The organism is Novosphingobium sp. fls2-241-R2A-195 (assembly GCF_030209485.1).
Lineage (GTDB): Bacteria > Pseudomonadota > Alphaproteobacteria > Sphingomonadales > Sphingomonadaceae > Novosphingobium > Novosphingobium resinovorum.
Map to the genome: position 1 here is coordinate 106,158 of NZ_JARVRY010000026.1, position 23,031 is coordinate 129,188.

Sequence of the window (23,031 nt, forward strand, 5' to 3'; positions counted from 1 at the left end):
TTAATCACCGGAGCACGACGATGGACCCGCTGAGCGCAACGCTTTCCGAACCGACCGCAACCTCGGCACTGGCCGAACGCCTCGCCGCGATCGTCGGGGCCGACAACGTCACTATCGACGAGGCGAAGCGCAAGCTGCACAGCGAGGACGTCTGGTCGCGCGCGGACGACGTCGTCGCGCTGATCGTCGCTCCGGCCACCACCGAGGAACTGGCCGAGGTCGTCCAGGTCATCGGCGATGCGGGCTGCTCGGCCGCGCCGCGCGGTGCAGGGATGAGCTACACTTCGGCCTATGTCCCCGCCAACGACCGCACCGTCTCTATCGACACGCTGCGGATGAACCGCGTGATCGAGGTCAATCGCGGCGACATGACGGTGACGGTGCAGGCGGGCGTCAGCTGGATCCAGCTGAACGAGGCGCTGGCGAAGGAAGGTCTGCGCACGCCATTCTGGGGGCCGATGTCGGGCCTGATCTCGACCATCGGCGGCGGGCTTTCACAGCTCAACGCTATGTTCGGTGCCAGCCAGTACGGCACCAGCAGCGAGAGCGTCGTCGCGCTCACCGTCGTCACCGGCACCGGCGAGGTGATCCGCACCGGCGCACGCGGCCAAGGCGGCGAGCATCCGTTCTACCGCCACTTCGGCCCCGATCTGGCGGGCATCTTCTTCGGCGATTGTGGCACGCTGGGCATCAAGGCCGAAGTCACCTTCCGCCTGATCACCGCCCCCGCGCATGAGGATTACGCTTCGTTCTCCTTCCCCAGCGGCGAGAAACTGCTGGAAGCGATGGGCGAGATGGCGCGCGCGGGCATCAGTTGCGAAATGTGCGCCTTTGACCCCGGCCTTACCGAAGTGCGCATGAAGCGCATGTCGCTGCTGTCGGACGTGAAGACGCTGGGCGCGGTGATCGGCAAGGAGAAGTCGCTGGGCAAGGGCCTGCTCTCGGCCGCCAAGGTGGCGCTCGGCGGGCGCAACTTCATCCCCAAGGGCGACTATCCGCTCCACGTCATTGCCGAGGGACGCTCGAAGGACGCGGTGGCGTTCGACATGGCCGAGGCGCGCCGCATCGCCCGCCAGTTCGAGGGCACGGAGATCGAGAACTCGATCGCGAAGATCATCCGCGCCAACCCGTTCCCGCCGCTGAACTCGATGGTCGGCCCGACGGGAGAGGCGTGGATTCCGGTGCACGGCGTCTGCCCGCTGTCCACCGCGCCGCAGATCTTCACCGAAATCCAGAAGTTCTACGCCGAGAACGCCGCGCTCTTCACCGAGCACGAGATCCACACTGGCTTCCTGTTCACGGCGATGGCCAGCAACGCGCTGATCATCGAGCCGGTGTTCTTCTGGCCGACCGGCTGGCGCCCGATTCACGAACAGTCGATGGAAGCCTCGCACGTCGCGCGGCTGACGCAGCGGCCGGAGAACCCGGCGGCGACCGAGGCGGTGAAGTTCCTGCGCAAAGGCGTGGTCGAAATCTGCGCGCGCTACGGCACCGGGCACTTCCAGATCGGCCGTACTTATCCTTACCGCGAGAGCCGCGATCCGGCGTTCACCGCGCTGCTCGACAATCTCAAGGCGCACCTTGACCCCAAGGGCCTGTTCAACCCCGGCGTGCTGGGTTTCCCGGAAGGCCGGGCCTGATGGCGACCTATCAGGCGGTCCAGCTCGCGCAGTTCGGCGAGAGTTTCCGCGAGGCGGCGCGCATCGTCGACCTCGACTTGCGCGATCCGGCGCCGGGCGAATTACGTGTGCGCAATCGGTACGCGGGCGTGAACGGTATCTTCGATACGCAAATTGCCCGCAACGCGGTGGACTACGTGAAGATCGGCCTGCCGACTCTGACCGGCGTGGAGGCGCTGGGCGTGGTCGAGGCAGTGGGCGAGGGCGTGACCGACTTCGCCCCCGGCGACGCCGTGGTGACCACGCGCTTTCCCGGCGGTTATCGCCAGTACAACATCGCGCCGCAGGGCCACTTCGTGAAAGTGGCGGATGACAGCCCCGAATGGCTGGCGCTCGCCTCCACCGGCGTGTCGGCGTGGATGGCGCTGTTCCATGTGGGGCAGGCGAAGCCGGGCGACGTGGTGGCGATCTCGGCCGCTGCGGGCGGTCTCGGCCACCTGATCGTTCAGCTTGCGGCGCTCAAGGGCTGCGAGGTCGTGGCGGTCTGCGGCGGGCCGGTGAAATCCGAATTCGCGCGCAGCCTCGGCGCGGCGCGGGTGATCGACTATCATTCGGAGTCGGTGCCGGAAGTGCTGGCGCGCGAATATCCCAATCGGCTGGATGTGGCGATCGACACGGTTTCGGGCGAAATCTTCGACGCCTTCCTCGACAATGTCGCGCCGCATGGGCGCGTGGTCGTCGGCGGCGCGGCCTCCGACCTCGAAGGGAGGCCGGAGATCGTCACCGCCCCGCGCATCGCGCACAAGCTCTACTACAAGGGGGCTTCGGTGCGCGGCTTCATGAACGGACTGCTGGCCGAGTTCTGGCCGCCCGCGCGCGACGACGTGTTCGCGCTTTACAACGAGGGCAAGCTGAAGGTGTGCTTCGACGAGGAGCGTTTCCTCGGCCTGCCCGGCGTGTTCGATGCCGTGGAGCGCCTGCTTTCGGGCCGCTCGATGGGCAAGGTCATCGTGGACTTGCGATAGCACTTCGTCATTGCGAGCGTAGCGAAGCAATCCAGGGCGGCTTACGCGGCTCTGGATTGCTTCGCTACGCTCGCAATGACGAGCAAGGGCCGGGCCGACCTTTCCTCGCGAGACGCGGGTATCTCTCTAGAGGGCCGGTCGACCCGGCTTTCCCGGACCGGCGCTCGGCCGATCCGGGTGATCCTTCTCAGTACTTCAGCGATAGCCGCAGGCCGACCTGTCGGCGGTTGGGCAGCTGCACGATGAAGCTGCGCGCGTAATTGGTCGGGTTCACGTATGCGCGGGCCGATTGCACCGCCTTGTCGTCCAGCAGGTTGTTCACATAGAGCGAGGCGCGGATGCCGGGGCGGCGCAGGCCGACCTGTACGTCCACCGTGGTCTTCGAGCCGGTCTCCGCCAGGTTCGCCTCGGTGGCGTACGTGGTGCTGCGGTAGCTGACGTCGCCCTGCAGGAACAGGGTGCCCACGTCCTCCAGTTCGATGTTGTGGATCACGCCCGCATTGCCGGTCCAGTCGGGACTGCCCGCGAGCTGGTCCTTGCCGTCGGTCGTGATCCCGGCATTGCGCACGCGGGTATCCACGTAGTCGAGAATGCGGATCGGCGCGTAGCCGAGGCCGCCGTAGACTTCCCAGCCCGGGTTGGGCTGGAAGTGGAAGTCCATCTCGGCGCCGGTGCCGCGCGCCTTGCCGCCGTTGAGCGTGATGCCCACCGGATAGCCGTTGACGGTGACTTGCGAATTGACCTGGATGTCCGACCATTCGAGGTGGAAGACCGAGGCGTTGAAGGTCAGCTTGCGATCGAACCAGGCGGTCTTGAAGCCCGCTTCGTAGCTCCACATCTGCTCTTCATCATAGGCGATGTACTCGTCCGGCACGGCGCTGAAGCCGGTGCCCGCCGCGTTGTTGAAGCCGCCCGGCTTGTTGCCCTTGGCGACGCTGGCGTAGAGCATGTGGTCGGGCGTCGCCTGCCACTCGACGATGGTGCGCGGCAGCCAGTTCCTGAATGTCGCGCCGAAGGAACCTGCGGTCATCGCCGCGCGCGGCTGCGAGGTTTCGAAGATCTTGTCCTGCGAATAGCGCAGTTCCTGCGAAACCGTCAGGCCGGGCGTGATCTCGTAGCTGAGCGAGCCGAACACGCCGTAAGTCTTCGTATCGCGCGTGAGTACGTTGGGCGTCGGGGCCAGCACACTGGACGAGCCTTGCGCGGCGGTCGGGGAGTAGTCGTCGCTGGAGTAGTTTTCCTTGCGGAAGTAGGCGCCGATCAGCCACTTGAACGGGCCGGTGCCCGATGACTGCAGGCGCAGTTCCTGGCTGAAATCCTCGACATGGACGTCGAGCGCGCTGCGGAAGTTGCCGAGCAGGGTCGAGCCCGAAATCAGGTCGGGGTTGGCGGTGAAGTCGGAGTCCACGTCCTGCAGCTGGTGGCTGCGGTTGTAGGCGGAGATCGACGAGAACGTAGCGCCGCCGAAGTCGTAGTTGAAGTGCGCGGCGGCGCGGTAATACTTGAGGTCGATGTTGCCGTAATCGGCGGCGTTGCTGCCCAGCTTGTCGGGATCGCCCTTCAGCGTGCCGACGTACCAGCGCTGGCTGGCGAGCGTGCCGGTCTGGGTGTTGGTCGCCACCTGATGCCAGGCGGGCTGGCCGATGTGTTCGTCGCTGTAGGCGAGGCGGACGTAGAGTTCGGCCTGCTTCTCGGCACCGAACTGCGCGCGGATGCCGCCGACCACGGCGGTGCTGTCCGAATTGCCCATGTCGTCGCCGGTGTTGGCGTCGTTATAGAAACCGTCGAAGCTGCGGCGCTGCGCGGCGAGCGAGAACGCCAGGCCATCCGCGACCGGGCCGCTGACGCGGCTTTCCACGCGGTACAGGCCGTATTCCGCGATCTCGCCGCCGAATTCGGCCTCGATCTTGTCGAGGTTGGGGCGGCGCGAGACGTAGTTGATCGCGCCGGCCAGCACGCCGCGCCCGAACTGGGTGCTCTGCGGGCCGCGCACGACTTCGATGCGCTCGACGTCGAAGGACTGCAGGCTGATGCCGCCCGCGTTGCCGGTGTCGACGCCGTCGATGAACAGGCCGACCGAGGCGTTGCTGCCGGTGCGCGGCGCGCCGATGCCGCGGATCACCGGGACACCGCCGAACATGCCGAGGTTGTTGGAGAAGGTAAAGTTCGGCGTGCGCTTGGCGATGTCCTCGAGGTCGGAAATGTCGTAGCGCGCGATCATGTCCTGGTCGAAGGCGGCGACCGAGATCGGCACTTCCTGCAGCGTTTCCTTTTCCTTGCGCGCGGTGACGACGATGTCCTCGACTTGCGCATGGGCCACGGCCGGGACGAGCGTGGCGAGCGATACTCCTGCGGCTAGCAGGATCCTGGCATTCATCATGGTACTTCCCCCTTGGTGCTGAACCTTGTTCCGTCTGCGTCGTTTTCTGGCCGGGTTCTGGCGCCCGGCGCGTGTGTCTTTCCGCCGCCCTTGCGGACGGTCGGAAATTCGGTCTGTCGGTCGGCTTCAGATGCGGTCGAGGATTTCGAGCGCGGCGCGCTCTCCGGTTTCCATGGCCGATTCCATGCCCACTTCCATCAGGCGGGTGTGCTCGCCCGCGAAGTGCATCCGGGCGTGCGGCTGGGCCATCGTCGGGCGGAAGGCCTTCATCTGGCCCGGATGATAGCCGTGGCGGCAGCCGTGGATCAGCGGGTCGAGCTTCCACGAGAAGACGCCGAGCACTTCCAGCTTGCCCTTGGTCGAGGGCCGCATCCGCGCCAGCTCGGAGAGGACATATTCGCCGCGCTCCTTGGCCGGGATGCGGTCGAGCGCGTCGCCCTTGACGCCGCTGGTGATGGCGACGGCGCTGTCGCGTGAGCCGTCGGGCGCGATCGACTGGCGCAGCAGGCTGACCGGGCCGTCGGTCCACATCGAGCCCTCGATGCCGTCCTGCTCCCAGTAAGGCGCCTTGACGCGCAGCCAGACCTGGTTCTGGCCGCTGTAGGGCATGAGTTTGACCGCGTCCGCCTGCCCGCCGGTGAGCGCAGGCGTGACCGCGACCTTGCGCAGTGCGGTGAAGGGCAGGGCAGAGACAACGTAGTCCGCCTTGTAGCTGGAGCCGTCGCCGCACGTGACCGTCGCGCCGGTGTCCGTCATGTCGATGGCGGTGACCTGCTTGCCGGTCAGCACCGCGCCCTTGAGGGCATCGGCCATGGCATCGGTCAGGCGCGAGGAGCCGCCGAGGATGCGGTAGGACAGGAACGAGGCCTGCTGGAACCGGTCCTGCTTGGCCGAGGTCGGCACGCCGTTCCCCTCGAACTTGGCGCGGCCCATTTCCTGCATGAGCGTCAGGGCGGAAATCGCATCGAGGTCGCCGTCGCCATAGCCGCGCGCGACGAGGTCGAGCGCGGCGGGCGATGCGCCCACGCGGCGCAGGTAGTCGGCCTCGGACACGTCGTAGTTCGCCAGAGCCTCGGGTGAGGCCCAGCCGTCCATCGTGTTCCACGGGTAGGTCTTGGCGAGGTAGTAGCTGCCGAGCGCGAAAGGCACGACGCCGCGCTCCGCGCCGACCGTCCTGTTCAGCGGGTGGTTCTCCCACTGCCCCGGTCGGATCAACTGTCCGTCGAGGGAGATCGCATAGTTGTCGTAGATGTTGGAGCCTTGTGCCAGCTTTACCCCCAGCGCTTCGCAGCGGTCGAGGACGCGGGCATAGGAACGGCCGATCTGCGAGGCGCCGTGCTCGGGATGGCCCTCGATCTCGGTCGAGGTGAAGACGCGGCCGCCGATGCGCCTCCCGGCTTCGAGCACCGTCACACGGCAGCCATTTTCGGTGAGTAGCAGCGCCGCATTGAGCCCGGCGAGACCGGCGCCGATGACCACGACGTCGGTCTTCTCGGCGGCGAAGGCCATGCGGGGCAAGTAGGCGGCGGCCGCAGCCACCATGCCGGTGGCGAGCAGGGTCCGACGGGAAAGTTCGCGTGTCAAAGGGGGCCTCCCTGGCCGTGTCATGGGACGGTGTTCTGGCAGGCAGGGTGATGGGCCGGGCGGGCACCGTGCAATCAAGCGTTCCCGGCAGGCGATCAAAATTCCTGAACGCCATTGATGCGCGGACGGGCCTTCACGAACGTCATTCGTGTTGCACGAACGGAGTCGAGGCCCGCAAATCCACGGGATCGGCCGTTTCTGCAGTGAGGCAGCGATACGGGGATTCGGCATGGCAGGTCACCGCATGTTCACGAGGGGTTTCTGGCTTTCGGACGAGCCGCTGCTGCTCGGCCTCAATCCGCGCCAGCTCTGCGTCCACTTCATCGGGGTGCCGGTGTTCCTCGGCTTCGTCGCCGGATGGCCTCAAGCGGGGCGCACGGTCGCCTGGCCCAAGGAACATGCGATCGCGTTCTGGATCGGCCTGTCGATGTGCGGCTGGTGGGCGAACGACATCGTTACCCGCGCGCTGGCCCGGCCGCTGCGCGGCGCGGGGATGCCGCTCTGGGCGACGCTGATGGTCGGAGTGGTGGTGGCTTCGCTGCCGTCCGACATGGCACTCAAGCTATGGGTGCACGCTTATCTCGGCATGTTCCCGGACTTGCCGATGACGCGCCCGATGCCGCAGATCCGGCTGGATGCGGTGCTGTTCTTCAAGACGCACATCTATGGCTATATCGAGTGGCCGCTGATCAACCTGATGCTCTTCCACTTCTGGAAGATGCCCTGCTACGGCTACCGGCCGAGCATCGAGACGGGCCACGCACCCAGCAGCGTCGAGAGCGTGCTGCCGTTCATGACGAAAGTGCCGGTGACCCTGCGCGGCGAAGTGCTCGCGCTCTCGGCCGAGCAGCATTACCTGCGCGTCCACACCAGCGCGGGCAATGCGCTGATCCTCTATCGCCTGTCGCAGGCGGTCAGCGAACTGGGCGGGAGGGGCCTGCAGGTCCACCGCAGCTTCTGGGTGGCCTCGGGCGCGGTGGTCCGGGTGGCAGGCAGTGCAGGCGCGCCCCGGCTGGTGCTGCGGGACGGGCTGGAAGTGCCGGTCAGCCGGTCGTTTCGCCAGACGGTGCAGCAGGCAGGCTTCCTGCAGGCTGCACCATCAGGGCTCGTTCCTTCAGGGGCGTTCTGACGCCTCGAACGTGCGGTAGGGGCCGAGCAACAGCAGCGATCCGGCGCAGGTCAGCAAGGCTATCGCCGAACAGCTCAGCGACAGGACGTAACTGCCGTTGACGTCGAAATCGTGCCCGAACACCGGCGCGGCGAACCCGGCGCCGATCGCGAAGGGGATGTAGAGCCAGCCGTAGATCGTGCCGTAGTGCTTCATCCCGAAATAGCGGGCGACGATGAAGGCGATGAAATCGTACTCGATGCCCAGCGCGAAGCCGATCAGGAAGATCGAGATGCCTGCCGCCTGCGGGTCGATGGTCCCGCCCATGAGGCTCCAGTAGGACAGGCCGGGCAGGGCGAGCAGGATGGTGCCGATCATCGGCGCCCAGAAGCGGTCGAGCAGCCAGCCGCCGACGAGCCGTCCGATGATCGCGGAAAGGCCGATGAGCGGCGTGAGCGAGGCGATCGTGCCGCTATCCAGCTTCCCGGCGCGCAGGATGCCTTCCATGTTGGGGACCGCACCGCCGAGCGCGAAGGAGATCGGCACCAGCGCCACGGCCAGCAGCCAGAAGCGCCAGTCGCGCACCGCTTGCGCGGTCGTCATGCCGCCCATCGCGACGGGAGGCGCGGCGGGTTCATCCACGCGGGATTTGGGCGCGCGGAACCAGATGAAGGCGGCGGGCAGGGCCAGAACCAGCGGCAGCAGGCCGAGCCCGACGAAGGCGCCGCGCCAGCCCCACTGTTCGATCAGCCAGCGCACATAGGGCTTGGCGAAGATGCCGAACAGCCCCGAGCCCATCATGGCAAGGCCGAGGGCAAGGCCCTTGTTGCGCTGGAAGTGCTCGTTGACGAGGCGGGTCCAGGTGATCGGCAGCGTTCCCGCGCCGCCCAGCGCGATGAAGCCCCAGGTGAGGTAGAAGCCGAGGATCGACCCGGAGGACAGCGCCAGCGACAGCACGCCGAGGCCGAACAATACCACCGAGCACAGCGCGACGTTGCGCGCGCCGAACCGGTTGGTGAGCGCCCCGGTCAGCGGCGCGGAAAGCACGACGGTGAGGGTCGTGACGGACATGACGCCCATGACCTCCGCGATCGACCACCCGAAGGCGGCTGAAAGCTGGGGGGCCAGCATCCCCAGGGTGTAGACCGGCATGGGGGAAAGGCCGAGGCCGACACCAAGGGTGGCGGCCAGCACGATCTTCCATCCCCGGGCGAATTCGCCGTCGCGGGCGTCGGCCGCCGGCCTCACCGCCTCGCTCACTTCGTCGCGGTCTTGAGCCAGGCGATCAGGGCGGCGCGATCTTCCGGCTTGGCGATGCCGGGGAAAGCCATGGTGGTGCCGGGAACCAGCTTGCTCGGCCGTTCAAGCCAGGCGTTGAGCGACTTGTCGTCCCACTTGACGCTGCTCTTGGTCAGAGCAGGCGAATAGCGGAAGCCGGGGCGGCTCGCAGCCTTCTTGCCGATGAAACCGTTGAGGTTGGGACCGACCTTGTTGGGCTGGCCCGCTGCCGTCGAGTGGCAGGCCTGGCAGCGCATGAACAGGCGCTTGCCCGCCTGTGCATTCGCCGTCTGGGCCGAGGCGGGGGCTATGGCCACGAACAGGCTCATGGTTATGGCCAGACCTGTAAGCGCCAGATCTTTAAGTGGAAGAGTTGCGGCCAGGCCGCGAAGCGCTTTCATCTCTCGTGTACCTCGTAAAATCACTACCCGCGCATGATCCATATAGCTGATCACTGTGTAGGTCGGATGGTTCGCCGATATTCTATCCGCCTGCCGATGAACCAAATGCGAAGGCCGCCCGCGATGCGGACGGCCTTCGCGGTTTCCGTTTGAAAATTCGCTGCAGGCGAATTTTGCGGCACCGGCCCCAGTCCCAGATATTTGGCCCACCCGACCACCAGCAGGATACTACCGTTGGGTGGTCGGGTGGGGGAGTGGGCCGGTGCCGCGCAGAAAATGCCCAATCGGGCATTTTCTACACAGACTCTCAGGGGGCGATGATCAGACGCGTCTGCACGGTGCCTGCGCCTTCGCGCAGCGCCGCACCGGCCTTGTATTCCGGGCTCTTGGCATAGGCGAGGGCGGCTTCCTCGGTCTCGAAGCGCGAGACGACCACGCGCTCGTCGGGATTGACGTCGCCTTCGAGCACTTCGCTCACCTTGCCGCGTACGAGGTATTCGCCGCCGTGCTTTTCGCTGAGACCGGCGATGGCCTTGACGTAGGCGCCGAACTTCTCGGCGTCGGTGATGACCACGGTTGCTACGATATATGCTGCCACGTCGATTCCTTAGGTTTGGTGTGGGTTACTTCTTTTCGGAGGGCGGTGCGCCCGTTTGTCGGCCGGTGAGGCGGGCGCTGACGCACTGCTCGGCAGGTACGCCTTCAGGGCACGGATTGAGCTTGGGCTGGAAGCTGTTTTCCTTGGGCAACCGCACCGTGAGGATGCGCACCGGCTCGGTGCCGATTGTGCGCGAGGTGTGGCCGCGCCCGGTCACGTCGTCGGCCAGCACGATGTCGCCTTTGGACAGTACGTGCTTCGATCCGTCGCCGAACCCGACTTCCAGCTGGCCCGACAGGACGATCAGGAAGCGCGGCGTCGATACGCCGTGATAATCGATGAAGTCGCCGGGCAGGGCGTCGCCGATCTCCACGTCGGTGGCGTAGAGGCGGGTCTGGACGCTCTTGCCGGGGACGCCGCCGGTGCGCGGCAGGTCCTTGATCTCCAGGTGGGATTCGCCGTCGTCGCCGCCGTACATGTGGAGCACGCGGAACGCCTCGGCCCCCGGCGATAGCGGCGAGACCGGCGGCGGTGTGGGGGCCGGGCGGTCGGCGGCGGAACAGGCGCCCGAAAGGAAGGCAGCTGCAAGGATGGGGATGAAGCGCTTCATGACGGTCCTCAGACGGGCTGGGTTTCGGAGAGGCCGACGCGGGCGTCGTGCTCGGCGGCGAGGCGGCGCAGCGTGGGGATCAGGTCCCGGCCATGCAGGGCGATGTCGCCGTAGAGATCGAAGCCGCGCATCAGGAAGCCGGTGATGCCCATCGCGTAATAGTCCATCATCGCATCGGCGACCTGCTCGGCGGTGCCCACCAGCGCGGGCGGCAGCATCGGCGTCGAGAAGCTGACTGACGCCTTGGTGATCCCGGTCCACAGCCGCTTGTCGAGCAGGTCCTTGCCGCCCGCGATCGCCTCCAGTTCCTCTCGGCCCGACCCGCCCTTGGTGGTGGCCAGCTTGGGATCGAGCCGCATGCCGGTGCTCATGGCCTCGTCGCTGCCGGCGATCTTGCGCTGCTGTTCGAGCGCGGTCTCGCGCAGCGCCTCGACGACGTCGGCGGCGGCCTTCCACGAGGCGTCCTCGGTCTCGCCGACGATCACGCGCACCGAAGTCTGGATGCGGACAGGGCGGCCGGTGCGCGCCCAGGCATCGCGGATCTGCGCGACGGTGCCCGCCATCTGGTCGAGCGGCTTGAGGCCGCCGATGGCGTAGACGTCCGCGACTTCGGCGCCCTTCTCCAGCGCGAGCGGGGAGGACCCGCCCCAGTACACCGGGATCGCGCCGCCGCCCACTGGCTTGAGCTCCGACAAGGCGTTGTTGAACCGGTAGTAGGTGCCGTTATGGTCCACCGGGGTGCCGCTGGACCACACCTTGCGCATGATTTCGACGTACTCGGCGCTGCGGTGGTAGCGTTCTTCCTTGGTGTGGAAGTCTCCGTCGCACTCCAGTTCGGTGTCGTTGGCGCCGGTGATGACGTGGACTCCGGCGCGGCCGCCGCTGAGGTTGTCGAGCGTCGCGAACATCCGCGCGGCCATGGTCGGCGCAACGAAACCGGGGCGGTGGGCGACCATGAATGCCAGCTTTTCCGTCACTGCCGCCGCATAGTTGGCGATCGCGAAAGGATCGGGCGCGAAGGAGTTCTGCAGGATCAGGACGCGGTCGAAGTCGTTCTCGTCGAAGGCGCGGGCCATCTTCTGGATCATGTCGACGTCGAACGCGGGACCGCCGCCACGGCTGATCTCCGATGCGTTGCGGTGGAGCAGGACTCCAAGGATTTCTAGCGACATGGGACGGCTCCGTAAGGGCGGCGCGCGGCAGCGGCGCCCTGTTTCGGCACCGGTCACACTGGGCGCGGCCGCAAGGTGGGTGAACCCATGCCGTGCCATCCCCTCGCAGGGCGGATAATCCAAATTATCTATTACTCTTCTTTATAGGCTTGATCGATCGTCCGCCTCCACGCCACGAAGGAGGCAGCAATGAACATCGCCAAACTCGAGCGTATGATCGCGGTCTACGAGTCCGGCAGCTTTCGCAAGGCCGCGAAATTGTTCGGAATGTCGCAGCCCGCCTTGACCTGGAGCATCCGCCAGCTCGAGGAAAGCCTCAACCTTTCGCTGTTCATTCGCGGCCCGCGCGGCATCAAGCCGACCGAGGCGTGCGAACGCCTGATCGTGCGCGCCCGCCTGATCGTCAGCGAGCAGAACCGCCTGCTGGCCGAAGTCGAGCGCAGCAGCCGCGCCCAGATCATCGAGCTGGGTGTGCACCCGGTGATGGTGAATGCGCAGTTCTCCCGCATCGTCGCGAAGTTCCGCGAGACCGACCCCGACGTCGCCCTGCGCATCGTCGAGGGCTACAGTTCCGAACTGCACGAGCGGCTGCGTCAAGGCGAGATCGACCTCGCCTTTTGCGCCAACGCAAACGTCGATCCGGAGGATGAGGAGTTCGACTTCGATCTTCTGGTCCGCCAGTTCTACTCGGTCTTCGCGCGACCCGATCACCGTATTTTTGACGAGATCGCTTCCGGCCAGCCGCTTGCCCCGCATGACTGGGCGCAAGTCGCGGTGCCCAACCTCGCGCCCGATCAGGATGAGGCCAAGGGCCTGCTCGCCATGCTCCAGCATCTGGGCATGACGCCTGCCAAGGCGGCGGTTCGCTCCAGTTCGATCAGCCTGATCCGCTCGCTCGTGCTCGACGGCGGGTTGCTGGGCATGCTGCCGGACGACCTCGTCGCGGCCGAGCTGGAGGCCGGGACGCTTTGCCGCGTACCCGACACGCGGGTAGAGGCGCCCGCCCTGGGCCTGCTCAGCGTGCATGGCAGTTACAAGAGCGCGTCGGTACGGCGGTTCGCGTCGCAACTGCGCCAGTCGTACCGGAGCGATCGCGCTGTGACCGCGACAGTATAAGGAAACTCTATCGCCTGCCGAGATTTGTAAGCTTTTCAACCCGCTTTCGTCCGATCAGGTTGAAGGGGTCGTGACGGATCGGCGAGGCCTTCCGAATCCCGGCTCCATCTCCTCTTCAGACAAGAGAACGAGCGGACGTGAAGCCTCTATTCCGAATCCTGACGGCCATTGCCGGCCTTGCCTCAGCCGCGCCTCTCATGGCGCAAGTACCATCCGCCCCCGACTACGCCCGCGCATCCAGCTGGGCGGCTGACGGCAGGAACGAGGGTGCCGCCGCGGCGGTCGCGCCCGGATCGACGGCGCGGCAGAACCTGCCGGTCGACGTGTTCTACATCCACCCGACCACCGATCGCTCGATGGATCGCTACAACCAGCCGGTGCCGGACAAGGCGACCAACGCCTGGACCGACGGCAGCGTGATCGCGCGGCAGGGCGGGGTGTTCAACGGCTGCTGCCGCGTCTTCGCCCCGCGCTATCGCCAGGCGACCAGCGGCGCGCAGAAGGAAGGCGGCAAGATCCGCGAGGATGCCTTCGCGCTCGCTTATGGCGACGTGAAGCGCGCGTTCCGCTACTACCTCGACCACTACAACAAGGGCCGCCCCTTCATCCTCGTGGGCCACAGCCAGGGCGCCGCGCATCTCGAGCGGCTGCTTGACGAGGAGATCGACGGAAAGCCGCTCGCCGCGCGCATGGTGGCGGCCTATGACGTTGGCATCACCTTCCCTGCGTCGAAGTACGACCGGGCGGGCTCGAAGCTGACGATGTGCGACAAGCCCGAAAGCACCGGCTGCGTGGTACACTGGAGCTCGATCCTGCCGAGCGCCGACCTTGCGAAAACGGCGTCTTTCGCGGAAGCCTACAACCGGACGGTGCTGCCGCAGGGCGCCGATCCGACGATCCTGTGCATCAATCCGCTGACCTTCGACCGCTCGCAACCCGTCGCTCTGCGCGATGCCGCGAAGGGCGCGGTCCCCGGCGCACCTGACGAGAGCGCCATCAAGGCCATCGTTCCCCACGCAGTCTCCGCGAAGTGCGAGCGCGGGCTGCTAGTGGTCGATCCCGATCCCGCGCTTGGCCTCAAGCCGCTGCCGGGAGACAGCATGCATTATCACGACCTCGGCCTTTTCTACGAGGACGTGCGTCAGAACGCGATCCTGCGCGCCCGCGCATGGCTTGCGGCCCATCCCCGGGCGTCAACACCCCGGCCCTCCGCAAATTGAGAAGAGAAAGACGATGAACAAGGAACCTCTCAATCCCGTCACGCAGCAGGACATCGACGATTACGCCCGCGACGGCGTGGTCTGCCTGCGCCAGATGTTCGACGCCGAATGGATCGCGAAGATGCAGGAAGCGGCGCGCGCGGTTGAGAGCGATCCCGAGGCCTACGGCCAGACCGGACCCTCGCACGGGGCGATGATCTCGGTCGCGCACTTGTGGCGCAAGCCCGGCCCGTTCCGCGACTTCGTCTTCAATTCGCCCGCAGGCGAGATTGTCGGCCGGGTGATCGGCGCGGACAACGTGCAGATGTTCCACGATCACCTGTTCCGCAAGCCGCCGCTCTCGCCCTCGATCATGCAGTGGCACGCCGACCACCTCTGGCCCTTCACCGGCACGATGATCCCGAACCTGTGGGTCGCGCTTTCGCCGGTGAACAGGGAGAACGGCCAGATCGAGTTCGTCGCGGGATATCACAAGTTCTGCATCGAGACCGGATCGCGCTTCGGCCCGGCGGGTGACGGAACCTTCCGCTTTCCCGACTTCCAGGCCGAGCGGGACAATCCGGACTTCCCGTTCCGCTTCGTCACCTGGGATCTGGAGCCGGGCGACGCGGTGCTGTTCCACGTCGACATCCCGCACTATTCCAAGGGCAACGATTCCGACACCCTCGCGCGCACCGGCCTTGCCATGCGCATGATCGGCGACGACAGCTACTGGTGCCCGCGCGAGGGCCTGACCCCGGTGCCGGGCGTCGACGTCCTCGCCCAGCCCGAGGGCGTCCACCCCGCCCCCAGCGAGAACCTGCCGCTGATCTGGCAGCGTCCCGACAGCGAGCCGCGCGCTTTCGCCCGCGCTCGCCGCGAAGCCGCCTGAGGAGATCGCCCGCGATGACGACGCACAGCAAGCGCGATTTCCTTGCCGGTGGCGGCATGCTCATGGCGATGATGGGCTTGTCCCATTACGCCGATGCGGTCGAGGCTCCCGCAGCGGTCAAGCCGCTGCCGGGGCAGGGCTTCCCGATGGAATTCAAGGGCACCGGCGATCCGATGCCGTGGATCAAGCGGGTGTTCCACCTCTACTCCGGCCCGGACGGCCTCACCCGCGCCGAACAGCTCGACGTGGTGGAGCCGCGCGGGCAGGAGATCGCCACGCTGCTGCGCCGCACGGCTTTTCGCGTGACCCTCGGCGGATCGCAGCCCAATGCGGGCTTCGGCTTCCATGTCGCGAACAATCCGACCCTGCTGATCCCGCTGTTCGGCTCCATGATCATCGGTCTGCACGACGGAACCGAGTACGAACTGAAGCACGGCGACCTCGCTTATGCAGAGGATTGCACGGGGGAGGGGCACATCTCGAAGTCCGGGCCGGAAGGCTCGTTCATGGTCGCGGTCCAGCTGCCCAGGGAGGGCTGCCCCAAGGTCGGCAGCTCGGACATGAGCAGGGTGTGGACCGACCAGTGACGGCATCATGCAGGTCGAGACCATCCACGGAGGTGCCGGAATGAAGAAGAGCGCGTACATCGGATGGGCGATCGGCTCGTTCACTTCCGCCGCGCTGGTGAGCGCCGTAGGGCTGCTGCACCTGCGGTTCATGACCGACTCGCTCGGCCTCGCCATCGCGCTGGCCGGGATGCTGACCGTCGCGGCGAAGATCTACGACGCGATGACCGATCCGCTGATGGGCTACATCGGCGACCGTACCCGCACCCGCTTCGGCCAGTTCCGCCCTTACCTGCTGGGTGGCGGCCTGCTGGCGGGCCTGTCGATGATCCTGCTCTTCAACGTGCCGGGCGGGCTGCAGGGCGACAACATGTGGCTCTACGTGGGCTTCACGCTGCTGCTCTACTCGACCGCCTACACCATGTTTCGCATCCCCTATCTGGCGATCGGGCGCGCGATCACGGACGATTTCCATGCCCGTTCGCGGCTGATGACCTTCAGCGTCTATGGCTCGTCGCTCGGTAGCTTCGCGGCGACCTCGGCGGCGCCGTTCCTGCTGGCGCGGCTGGGGAGCGATCGGGCGGGGCACGGCCATGTCGCGATGGTGCTGGGCATCGCCATCGCGCTCGGCGGGATCGCCGCGTTCCTGCTGCTCAAGGAGCGCCACCCGGTAGAAGCCGAGAAGAAGCCCACCGGATCGTTCGCGGCGACATGGGCGGCGCTGTGGTCCAACAAGCCGTTCCTGTGCCTGATGGGCTTCAAGCTGATCCTGTTCTCGGGCCTTGCGGTCCATATCACCGCGATCCCCTACTACACCCGCCACGTCCTACACGTCACCGATACCGCGCTTGGCACGATCTTCGCGGTGCAGACGGCGATGATGGTGATCTCGCAGATGTTGTGGGTCCGCATGGCCAGCCGTTTCGGGCGCCGCAACGCTCTGGTGAGCGCAGGCAGCCTGTGCGCGGTGGCCTACACCGTCTGGGCACTGATCCCGGCGGGTTCGCCCTTTCCGCTCATCTACATCGCCTGCGCCTTGTCCGGCACGGCGAGCGGCGGGGTGTTCCTCGGCCTCTACACCGTGCTGACCGACACCATGGACTATTCCCGCCGCATCCAGGGCGAGAACCGCGCAGGCATGCTCGCGGGCGTCTTCGTCATGGTGGAGAAGGGCACATCGGCCTTCGGCATCTTCCTGTTCAGCACGATCATGAGCTGGACCGGCTTCGTCTCCTCCACCGGCGCCGGGGCGGAGGAGCAGCCCGCGAGCGTCAAAACCGGCATCATGGTCACCGTCTCGCTGGTGCCCGCGCTCGCCGCCGTGATCGCCAGCATCATCATGCTGCGTTATCGCCTGCCGGAGACAGCCGAGGATGCGGTTGAGCCGCCCGCCTCGACGTTGCAGCCAGTCGGAGTACAGTCCAACTGACGCAACAAGAGCTTCCCCGAGTCATGACGCGTAAATCCCTGCCCCGCACGCCCAACCGGCTCGACGCCATCGACGGCAGCCGACCGATGGACGAGCAACTGCTGGCGATGATCGTCGGCCTGACTTCGGAAGTGACCGTGCTGCGCGCCCGCCTCGACGCCGCCGAGCGGCTTCTGGCCGTCTCGGGCACGTTGCCCGCGGGCGCTGTCGATGCCTTCGAGCCCGATGCGGAGGCCGCCGCGCAGCGTGAAGGTCTGCGCAAGGCCACGCTCGACAAGGTCTTCCGCCCCTTGCGCGAAGCCGCCGAGGCGGAACTGGCCGCAATGAACGCCCCTGCCGAGGAGACCCTGCCGTGAGCGAACAGATGTCCGAACGCCGTGCCCAGCTCGACCACCCGCTGATCGCGGTGCCGAGCCATGACGAACTGGCTGAGCAGCTGTTCGTGCGCGATCTCAAGCTCTACGTCATGACCCGGATCGAGCCGGTGCAGGCCCGCATCGCCGCCGCCGAGCAGAAGGCCAGCGCCGGTGCCAACAACACCGCCGCCGCCTTGCGCGAACGCATGGGGCAGCACGAGAGCTTCTCGACCTGGCTGTCACTCAAGCGGGAATCGCAGCGCCAGCTGTGGTCCAGCGTTGCCGCCAGCGTCGAGCGGCAGGCGGGCGCCCTCGAAGACCTCGCCGCGATCGAGGCACCGCTGGGTTCGGTGCGTACCGATCCTGACTTCGCGGTGCCCGACTACATCCGGCGGGGCGACATCCACCTGATGCCGGGCGGCAATGCCCATGACGACGGCTCGATCCTGCAGGGCGCGATGATGGATCGCGGTGGTGCGGTCTACATGCTCGGCCGCAACGGCGGCATGCTCAACGACCTGCGCGGGCAGACCGCCATGGCGCACGTCCTCACCCGCTTCCCGGATCTGAATCCGGCGCGCATCCTCGACATGGGCTGCGGCATCGGCACCAGCACGGTGCCTGCCGCGACCTGCTTCCCCGGCGCGGAAGTCCATGGCATCGACGTGGGCGCATCGATGTTGCGCTATGCCCATGCCCGCGCCGAGCACCTTGGCGCGGGCGTTCACTTCTCGCAGCAGAGCGCGGAGAAGACCGACTTTGCCGACGGCAGCTTCGACCTCGTGTTCAGCTGTGTGATGTTCCACGAGACCTCGCAGGCCGCGACGATGGCGATCATCGCCGAAAGTCGCCGCCTGCTGCGCCCCGGAGGCGTTGCGGTCCACCTCGAGGTGCCGCTGCTGCACGACAATTCCGATGCCTGGGTCGAACTGTCAGGCGAACTGGAAGCGCAGTACAACAACGAGCCGAACTGGCGCGGTGCGCTCAGCGCGGATTATCGCTCGCTGTTCGAGGCGGCCGGGTTCTCCTCGGTAGAGACCGGCTATCAGGCGACCAGCCCGGCAGCCCGCAGCGGTCCGTTCCGCTACGGGCCGGAGAGCGAAGGCGTGTTCCGTTCGTGGTTCGTGGCCTCGGGCGTGGCCTGAAACGAACTCAAGGGCGGCGGGTTAGTCCCGCCGCCTTTACCGTGGCGTCTGTGACAAGCTTTCAGAGATCGAGCGCTCCGGTCAGGTCCCCCGGAGCGACGCCGCCCGCTGCACGCATGGCCTCTTCGCGCATCGTCAGGCCCGGCAGCTTGGCGAGGCCGAAGCGGCGGGTGAGGAAGCGCGCGATCGAGCCGGTATCGTAGATCGTGTGATCCACGAAGTCCTTGCGCGCATGCGGCGAGACGACGATGGCCGGGATACGGGTGCCCGGTCCCCAGCGGTCGCCCTTGGGCGGGGCGACGTGGTCCCACCAGCCGCCGTTCTCGTCGAAAGTGACGACGATCATCATGCGTTCCCACTGCGGGCTGGCGCGCAGGGCGTCGATGACTGCGGCGATATGACGGTCGCCCGCATCGATGTCGGAATAGCCCGCGTGCATGTTGAGGTTGCCCTGCGGCTTGTAGAAGCTGACGGGCGGCAGGCGGCCCGCCTCGGCATCGGCGAGGAAGCGGTTGGTGCGCGCGGTGCTGCCCTCGCCCGCGTCGCGCAGGTGCTCCTCGCGGTCCTTGGTGCCGGGCGCGAAGCGGGAATAGTAGTTGAACGGCTGATGATGCGGCTGCAGGTTCGGGCGCGCCGGGAAGGAGGCATCCTTGCCTAGCGCCGAACTCCACCCGCCAGCATACCACGCCCAGCCGATGTCGCGCGCGGAAAGCATGTCGCCGATGGTGCGGTGATCCTGCGGGATCAGCGTGCTGCCGTTGGACCAGTCCGCATAGCCGGGCTTTTCCGGGTCGGGCAGGTAGGTGGGGGTGTAAGGCGGCAGCATCGTGTTCACTGCCCAGAAATCCGGCGACAAAGTGTTGGGGACGAATTTCGGCGGACCGTCCATCGCGCTGGCGGGACTGCGCGCTTCCAGCTTCAGTCGGATCCCGGTGGGGTCATCGCCTTCGACCTGGGCGATCTTGCGTGTGGCGGGGCTCTTGTCCGCATCGGGGTAGAAGGGCGGACGCGCCGCGATCAGGTACTGGTGGTTCAGGAACGAGCCGCCGAAAGCGCCCATGAAGAAGTTGTCGCACAAGGTGAACTCACGCGCCACCTGCCAGAGGCGCAACTGCGCGCGGCTGTCGCCATAGTGACCCATGACCAGCGCGCCGCTGTCGCCCCAGGCGACGAAGCCGTCGTTGCGCCCGCCATTGATCTGCATCTGGTTGTTGTAGAACGCATGGACAAGGTCGCGGGTCACGACGCCATGCGGAAGAGGGTCACCCTCCTTGGTCTTCAGCGCGAAGGGGGCATTGGGCAGGGGGGCGAGGTCGTCGGGGCCGATCAGGTACTCGGTATGCTCGACCACCTGCCTGTCGGGAACGAGGCCTTCCCAGATCGTCGGCAATGTCTCGAACGGCTTGCCATCGCGGTCGCGCTGGGCAGAGCGCTCGGCCGGGACTTTCGACAGCGGCTGCTGGAGGCCGGGGAAATCGGCGAAGAGGTTGTTGAAGCTGCGGTTCTCCGCGTAGATCACCACGACCGTATCGATCGCTTCGCGCAGCCGGGCGTCGCTGACCGCACCGTGCGACGCGGCTTTGGTCGTGCGAGCTTCAGCGGCGGGAGCACCTGCCGCCGTGGCTGCGCCAAGGACGGCAAGCCCTTCGAGGAACTGGCGGCGATCGGGATTGAGCGAACCCGGGCGGGGGGATTCGGGCTTGGTCATGGATGTCCTCGGTAGTGCGACTTTGCCTGTCGTCTGGGCCGAGGCAAGGGGCTTCGTCAATCGCAAATCCGACAAGTGCGTCAGCGTTTGAATCGCGTGAACGCTTATGCTCGATTGAGGTGAATTTCAAAATTAATGCGTAGATTGTCAGTTAGTTTTTATTTCTCTTGTTATAATATTTATCGAGAATATTAAGATATTTATTTAAATGTATATTTTAAAATCACAATGTGGCAAAAATATAATAAATAAGCCTTTGAACTTTCACAACTTTTTTCTGTCCCCGTTTCCGCTGCCGGCCGCTCTCCCCCGCCGACCGTCGCACGGGATCTTACGCTGCGGCGCATCCGCGATGTCAACCAGCCCGATGTCTCCGACTTGCGCGCAGCGGCGTCGGTGAACTCTACCCCGTTCGGCGGCACGGTGGAGACCGGCAACCCATCGCCGCGCCCCTGCACCGCGACGGCGCTGGACCTTGCTGTAGAGCATTACATGGGCCGTGACGGCTATGCCTCGCTAGGGGCGTTCTACAAGCGGATGGATTCGTTCATCACCTCGGCCACCACGCTGATGCCTTATTCGCAGACCGGGTTGCCGACGGCGTTCCTCTATCCCGGCGTCGATGCCGATACGCTCTACAACGTGGTGCGTCCGCTCAATGGCTCAGGAGCCTCGATCCTCGGTGTCGAGGCGGCGGTGCAGCGTGACCTGCGGTGTCTGCCCGCCTCGTTCGACGGGCTCGGCGTGCAGGCGAATGCGACTTTCGCCTCGGGCCACAGCGAAGTGATCTACGACGATACCGCCGTGTCGCTGCCGCTGATCGACCTTTCGCGCTGGTCGGGCAACGCCACGCTCTTACTACACCGGAAACGGCTGGGATGCGCGCGTCGCCCTAGCCTATCGCGGCACGTATCGCGACGGAGTGGGCAACAACGGCAATATCGGTACGCGGATCCGGGGGAGCACGACGATCGACTTCGCGGCCCATGCCATGCTGCGCCCCGGCCTGCAGCCTTCGGTCGAGGCGCGCAACATCACCGATACGCCGATCGAGCAATATACCGACCGCACCGCCAAACGTCTGCTCGCGCGCACGCGCAGCGGCCGGACGGTCGCGCTGGGGATGCGCTATGCCTACTGATTTCGTCGCGGTCCTGTCCCCGCCGGGGGCCTTGTACGCTCTGCAGGGGCGGCGCGGAGGTTTCAGCCGCCGGAGGAGAGCCGCGCAATGCTGATGAGCAAGGCCGGCAATTCCCTGCTGGGCGGCATGGAACGGCTGCGCAGCTATGTCCGCAAGCGCGTGCGCGATCCGGACGGCTTGGAGGGCGTGGTGCAGGAATCAGGGTCATGGAGCAGGAGCGGCGGCAGGCGATCGAGCATCCGCTCGCCTATGCCTATCGGGTTGCGGACTCGGTCATCATTGCGGGCGCGCGCAAGGCACAGCGGATCGGCGATGTCGATATGCTGGACCTCATGTGCAGCCTGCCGCTCGCCGACGAAGTACTGGATTATCGTCAGCGCTACGAACGCTTCGAGACGGCGCTGGCACGGCTGACCCCGGCGCGGCGCGCGGTGTTTCGGATGCGGCTTATGGACGGCCGTTCGCGGCAGGAGATCGCCGGGGAACTCGGCCTCAGCGTGGAGGAGGTGAAAAAGCACCTGGTGCGGGCGATGGCCGACCTCGCGCTGGCACTCGAAGACGACCTCGATGGGGAGAGTGAAGGGCACGACAGGCATGGATGAACGCAAGGCCCCGATACGGGAAACCGCCGCCGACTGGGTGGATCGGCTCGACGAACTGACCGCGCCCGATCGGCAGGAACTGAAGGCATGGCTGGACGCCTCGCCCGACAATGCGCGCGCCTTCGCGCGGATGGCCCGGATGATAGGCGATACCGCGTTGGTCGATGCGCTCGAGGACGGCGCCGAGGGGCTTGCCCTGCCTTCGACCCGTCCCGCTGCGGTGCGATGGCCCGGGGCGTGGCGCAAGGGCAAGCCGATGCTCGCGCGCCGACAGGCCATCGCGGCCGGGATTGCGGGTGCGATCGCGTTGCCTGCGGCCGGATACTGGCTTCTCGGTCGCGCGGGCGATAAGGCTTCGGCAAGCCCCGAGCGCTTTGCCAGTGCGGTAGGGCAACGGCGTCGGCTGGTGCTGCCCGACGGTTCGGGGCTGTCACTAGGGCGTGAACTCATAAATCGGGTTGAGTTGTCGGCCTTGGCGTGATTCAGACGGCCTTCGGAAACGGAGGGCGTATGACGCGGCGGCGGTATGAACTGACGGACAAGGAATGGCTCATCATCGAGCCGTTGCTGCCCAACAAGCCGCGTGGAGTACCCCGCGTCGATGACCGCCGGGTGCTGAACGGGATACTCTGGCGTTTCCGTTCTGGTGCGCCGTGGGCAGAGGTCCCTGAGCGCTATGGTCCATCGACGACCTGCTACAACCGGTTCATCCGCTGGCGAAAGGCTGGAGTGTGGGACCGATTGTTGGCGGCGGTTTCCGCCGGTTTCAACGGCGAGTTGGTGATGATCGATTCTACTTGCATGCGCGTCCACCAGCACGGTGCGACGGGCAAAAAGGGGAATGCAGCGATCATGGCATGGGACGTTCCCGGGGCGGCCTTACGACCAAACTCCACGCTTTTGTCGACGCTGATGGACGTCCTGTCGGCCTGCGACTGACGGGTGGGCAGGTCCATGATGCGTGCGAAGCTGAAGCGCTGATAGAGGCCCGAGGGCGCTACCCTGCTCGGCGACAAGGGCTATGACAGCACCACCATTCGCGAGGCGGCAACGACTGGTTCATTATGCACCTCCTCTTCAAACGTCCGGAAACAGGGACTTT

Annotated in this window: 21 protein-coding genes and 2 pseudogenes; 15 read left to right on the forward strand and 8 right to left on the reverse strand. The window is 66.2% G+C overall.

Features of this window, described 5'->3' with window-relative positions; genetic code table 11:
* The first annotated feature begins 20 nt into the window (after window positions 1-20).
* A complete protein-coding gene (locus QRN25_RS19700; protein ID WP_285020942.1) occupies window positions 21-1,640 on the forward strand; it encodes an FAD-binding oxidoreductase in 1,620 nt (539 codons plus the stop codon).
* On the forward strand, window positions 1,640-2,644 hold the full coding sequence (locus QRN25_RS19705) for a zinc-binding dehydrogenase (RefSeq protein ID WP_285020943.1): 1,005 nt from the start codon (window positions 1,640-1,642) through the stop codon (window positions 2,642-2,644). Before QRN25_RS19700 ends, QRN25_RS19705 begins: the two co-directional genes overlap by 1 nt.
* Before the next feature lie 187 nt (window positions 2,645-2,831).
* Here QRN25_RS19705 and QRN25_RS19710 read toward each other — a convergent pair whose 3' ends face one another.
* Complete coding sequence (locus tag QRN25_RS19710; protein ID WP_285020944.1) at window positions 2,832-5,024, reverse strand: TonB-dependent receptor; 2,193 nt, start codon at window positions 5,022-5,024, stop codon at window positions 2,832-2,834.
* 126 nt (window positions 5,025-5,150) lie between these two features.
* Window positions 5,151-6,608: a flavin monoamine oxidase family protein gene (locus tag QRN25_RS19715; protein WP_285020945.1), complete on the reverse strand. Its 1,458-nt coding sequence runs from the start codon at window positions 6,606-6,608 to the stop codon at window positions 5,151-5,153.
* Between the two features lie 229 nt (window positions 6,609-6,837).
* On the opposite strand from QRN25_RS19715, the gene QRN25_RS19720 reads away from it, so the two are divergent.
* Window positions 6,838-7,737, forward strand: coding sequence for a LytTR family DNA-binding domain-containing protein (locus tag QRN25_RS19720; RefSeq protein WP_081799074.1), 900 nt, complete (start codon window positions 6,838-6,840; stop codon window positions 7,735-7,737).
* On the opposite strand, the gene QRN25_RS19725 is transcribed toward QRN25_RS19720, so the two are convergent.
* From QRN25_RS19725 to QRN25_RS19745, 5 genes are all read right to left on the reverse strand, one after another.
* Window positions 7,723-8,976: an MFS transporter gene (locus tag QRN25_RS19725; RefSeq protein WP_285020947.1), complete on the reverse strand. Its 1,254-nt coding sequence runs from the start codon at window positions 8,974-8,976 to the stop codon at window positions 7,723-7,725. The genes QRN25_RS19720 and QRN25_RS19725 overlap by 15 nt on opposite strands.
* Complete coding sequence (locus tag QRN25_RS19730) at window positions 8,973-9,323, reverse strand: c-type cytochrome (protein ID WP_285020948.1); 351 nt, start codon at window positions 9,321-9,323, stop codon at window positions 8,973-8,975. Before QRN25_RS19730 ends, QRN25_RS19725 begins: the two co-directional genes overlap by 4 nt.
* A gap of 379 nt (window positions 9,324-9,702) precedes the next feature.
* On the reverse strand, window positions 9,703-9,993 hold the full coding sequence (locus QRN25_RS19735; RefSeq protein ID WP_036527016.1) for a DUF1330 domain-containing protein: 291 nt from the start codon (window positions 9,991-9,993) through the stop codon (window positions 9,703-9,705).
* A gap of 25 nt (window positions 9,994-10,018) precedes the next feature.
* Window positions 10,019-10,603: a cupin domain-containing protein gene (locus QRN25_RS19740; protein ID WP_285020949.1), complete on the reverse strand. Its 585-nt coding sequence runs from the start codon at window positions 10,601-10,603 to the stop codon at window positions 10,019-10,021.
* 8 nt (window positions 10,604-10,611) lie between these two features.
* The gene (locus QRN25_RS19745) at window positions 10,612-11,775 is read right to left on the reverse strand and encodes an LLM class flavin-dependent oxidoreductase (protein WP_285020950.1); all 1,164 of its coding nucleotides are present in this window, start codon (window positions 11,773-11,775) and stop codon (window positions 10,612-10,614) included.
* Between the two features lie 189 nt (window positions 11,776-11,964).
* On the opposite strand from QRN25_RS19745, the gene QRN25_RS19750 reads away from it, so the two are divergent.
* The 7 genes from QRN25_RS19750 to QRN25_RS19780 all read left to right on the forward strand — a co-directional run bounded on the left by QRN25_RS19750 (window position 11,965) and on the right by QRN25_RS19780 (window position 18,478).
* Window positions 11,965-12,891: a LysR family transcriptional regulator gene (locus tag QRN25_RS19750; RefSeq protein ID WP_285020951.1), complete on the forward strand. Its 927-nt coding sequence runs from the start codon at window positions 11,965-11,967 to the stop codon at window positions 12,889-12,891.
* A gap of 137 nt (window positions 12,892-13,028) precedes the next feature.
* Complete coding sequence (locus QRN25_RS19755) at window positions 13,029-14,111, forward strand: DUF3089 domain-containing protein (protein WP_285020952.1); 1,083 nt, start codon at window positions 13,029-13,031, stop codon at window positions 14,109-14,111.
* Between the two features lie 13 nt (window positions 14,112-14,124).
* Complete coding sequence (locus tag QRN25_RS19760) at window positions 14,125-14,982, forward strand: phytanoyl-CoA dioxygenase family protein (protein WP_285020953.1); 858 nt, start codon at window positions 14,125-14,127, stop codon at window positions 14,980-14,982.
* A gap of 14 nt (window positions 14,983-14,996) precedes the next feature.
* Window positions 14,997-15,569, forward strand: coding sequence for a cupin domain-containing protein (locus QRN25_RS19765; protein WP_285020955.1), 573 nt, complete (start codon window positions 14,997-14,999; stop codon window positions 15,567-15,569).
* A gap of 40 nt (window positions 15,570-15,609) precedes the next feature.
* Window positions 15,610-16,977 (forward strand): MFS transporter, encoded by a 1,368-nt coding sequence (locus QRN25_RS19770; protein WP_285020956.1) that lies wholly within the window; start codon window positions 15,610-15,612, stop codon window positions 16,975-16,977.
* Window positions 16,978-17,000: 23 nt separating this feature from the next.
* Window positions 17,001-17,333: a hypothetical protein gene (locus QRN25_RS19775; RefSeq protein WP_285020957.1), complete on the forward strand. Its 333-nt coding sequence runs from the start codon at window positions 17,001-17,003 to the stop codon at window positions 17,331-17,333.
* On the forward strand, window positions 17,330-18,478 hold the full coding sequence (locus QRN25_RS19780; protein ID WP_285020958.1) for a class I SAM-dependent methyltransferase: 1,149 nt from the start codon (window positions 17,330-17,332) through the stop codon (window positions 18,476-18,478). The genes QRN25_RS19775 and QRN25_RS19780 overlap by 4 nt, the downstream gene beginning before the upstream one ends.
* 61 nt (window positions 18,479-18,539) lie before the next feature.
* On the opposite strand, the gene acpA is transcribed toward QRN25_RS19780, so the two are convergent.
* Window positions 18,540-20,186, reverse strand: coding sequence for an acid phosphatase (gene acpA / locus QRN25_RS19785; protein WP_285020959.1), 1,647 nt, complete (start codon window positions 20,184-20,186; stop codon window positions 18,540-18,542).
* Window positions 20,187-20,531: 345 nt separating this feature from the next.
* Between acpA and QRN25_RS26405 the strand changes: the two are divergent.
* From QRN25_RS26405 to QRN25_RS19805, 5 genes and pseudogenes are all read left to right on the forward strand, one after another.
* A pseudogene (locus tag QRN25_RS26405) lies at window positions 20,532-21,026 on the forward strand (TonB-dependent receptor domain-containing protein); the annotation flags it as partial.
* Between the two features lie 82 nt (window positions 21,027-21,108).
* Complete coding sequence (locus tag QRN25_RS19790; RefSeq protein ID WP_271183673.1) at window positions 21,109-21,327, forward strand: hypothetical protein; 219 nt, start codon at window positions 21,109-21,111, stop codon at window positions 21,325-21,327.
* 206 nt (window positions 21,328-21,533) lie between these two features.
* Complete coding sequence (locus tag QRN25_RS19795) at window positions 21,534-21,929, forward strand: sigma-70 family RNA polymerase sigma factor (RefSeq protein WP_285020960.1); 396 nt, start codon at window positions 21,534-21,536, stop codon at window positions 21,927-21,929.
* Entirely contained in the window at window positions 21,922-22,410 is a 489-nt protein-coding gene (locus QRN25_RS19800) for a FecR/PupR family sigma factor regulator (protein WP_285020961.1), read from the forward strand. Before QRN25_RS19795 ends, QRN25_RS19800 begins: the two co-directional genes overlap by 8 nt.
* A 29-nt stretch (window positions 22,411-22,439) precedes the next feature.
* A pseudogene (locus QRN25_RS19805) lies at window positions 22,440-23,031 on the forward strand (IS5 family transposase); the annotation flags it as partial.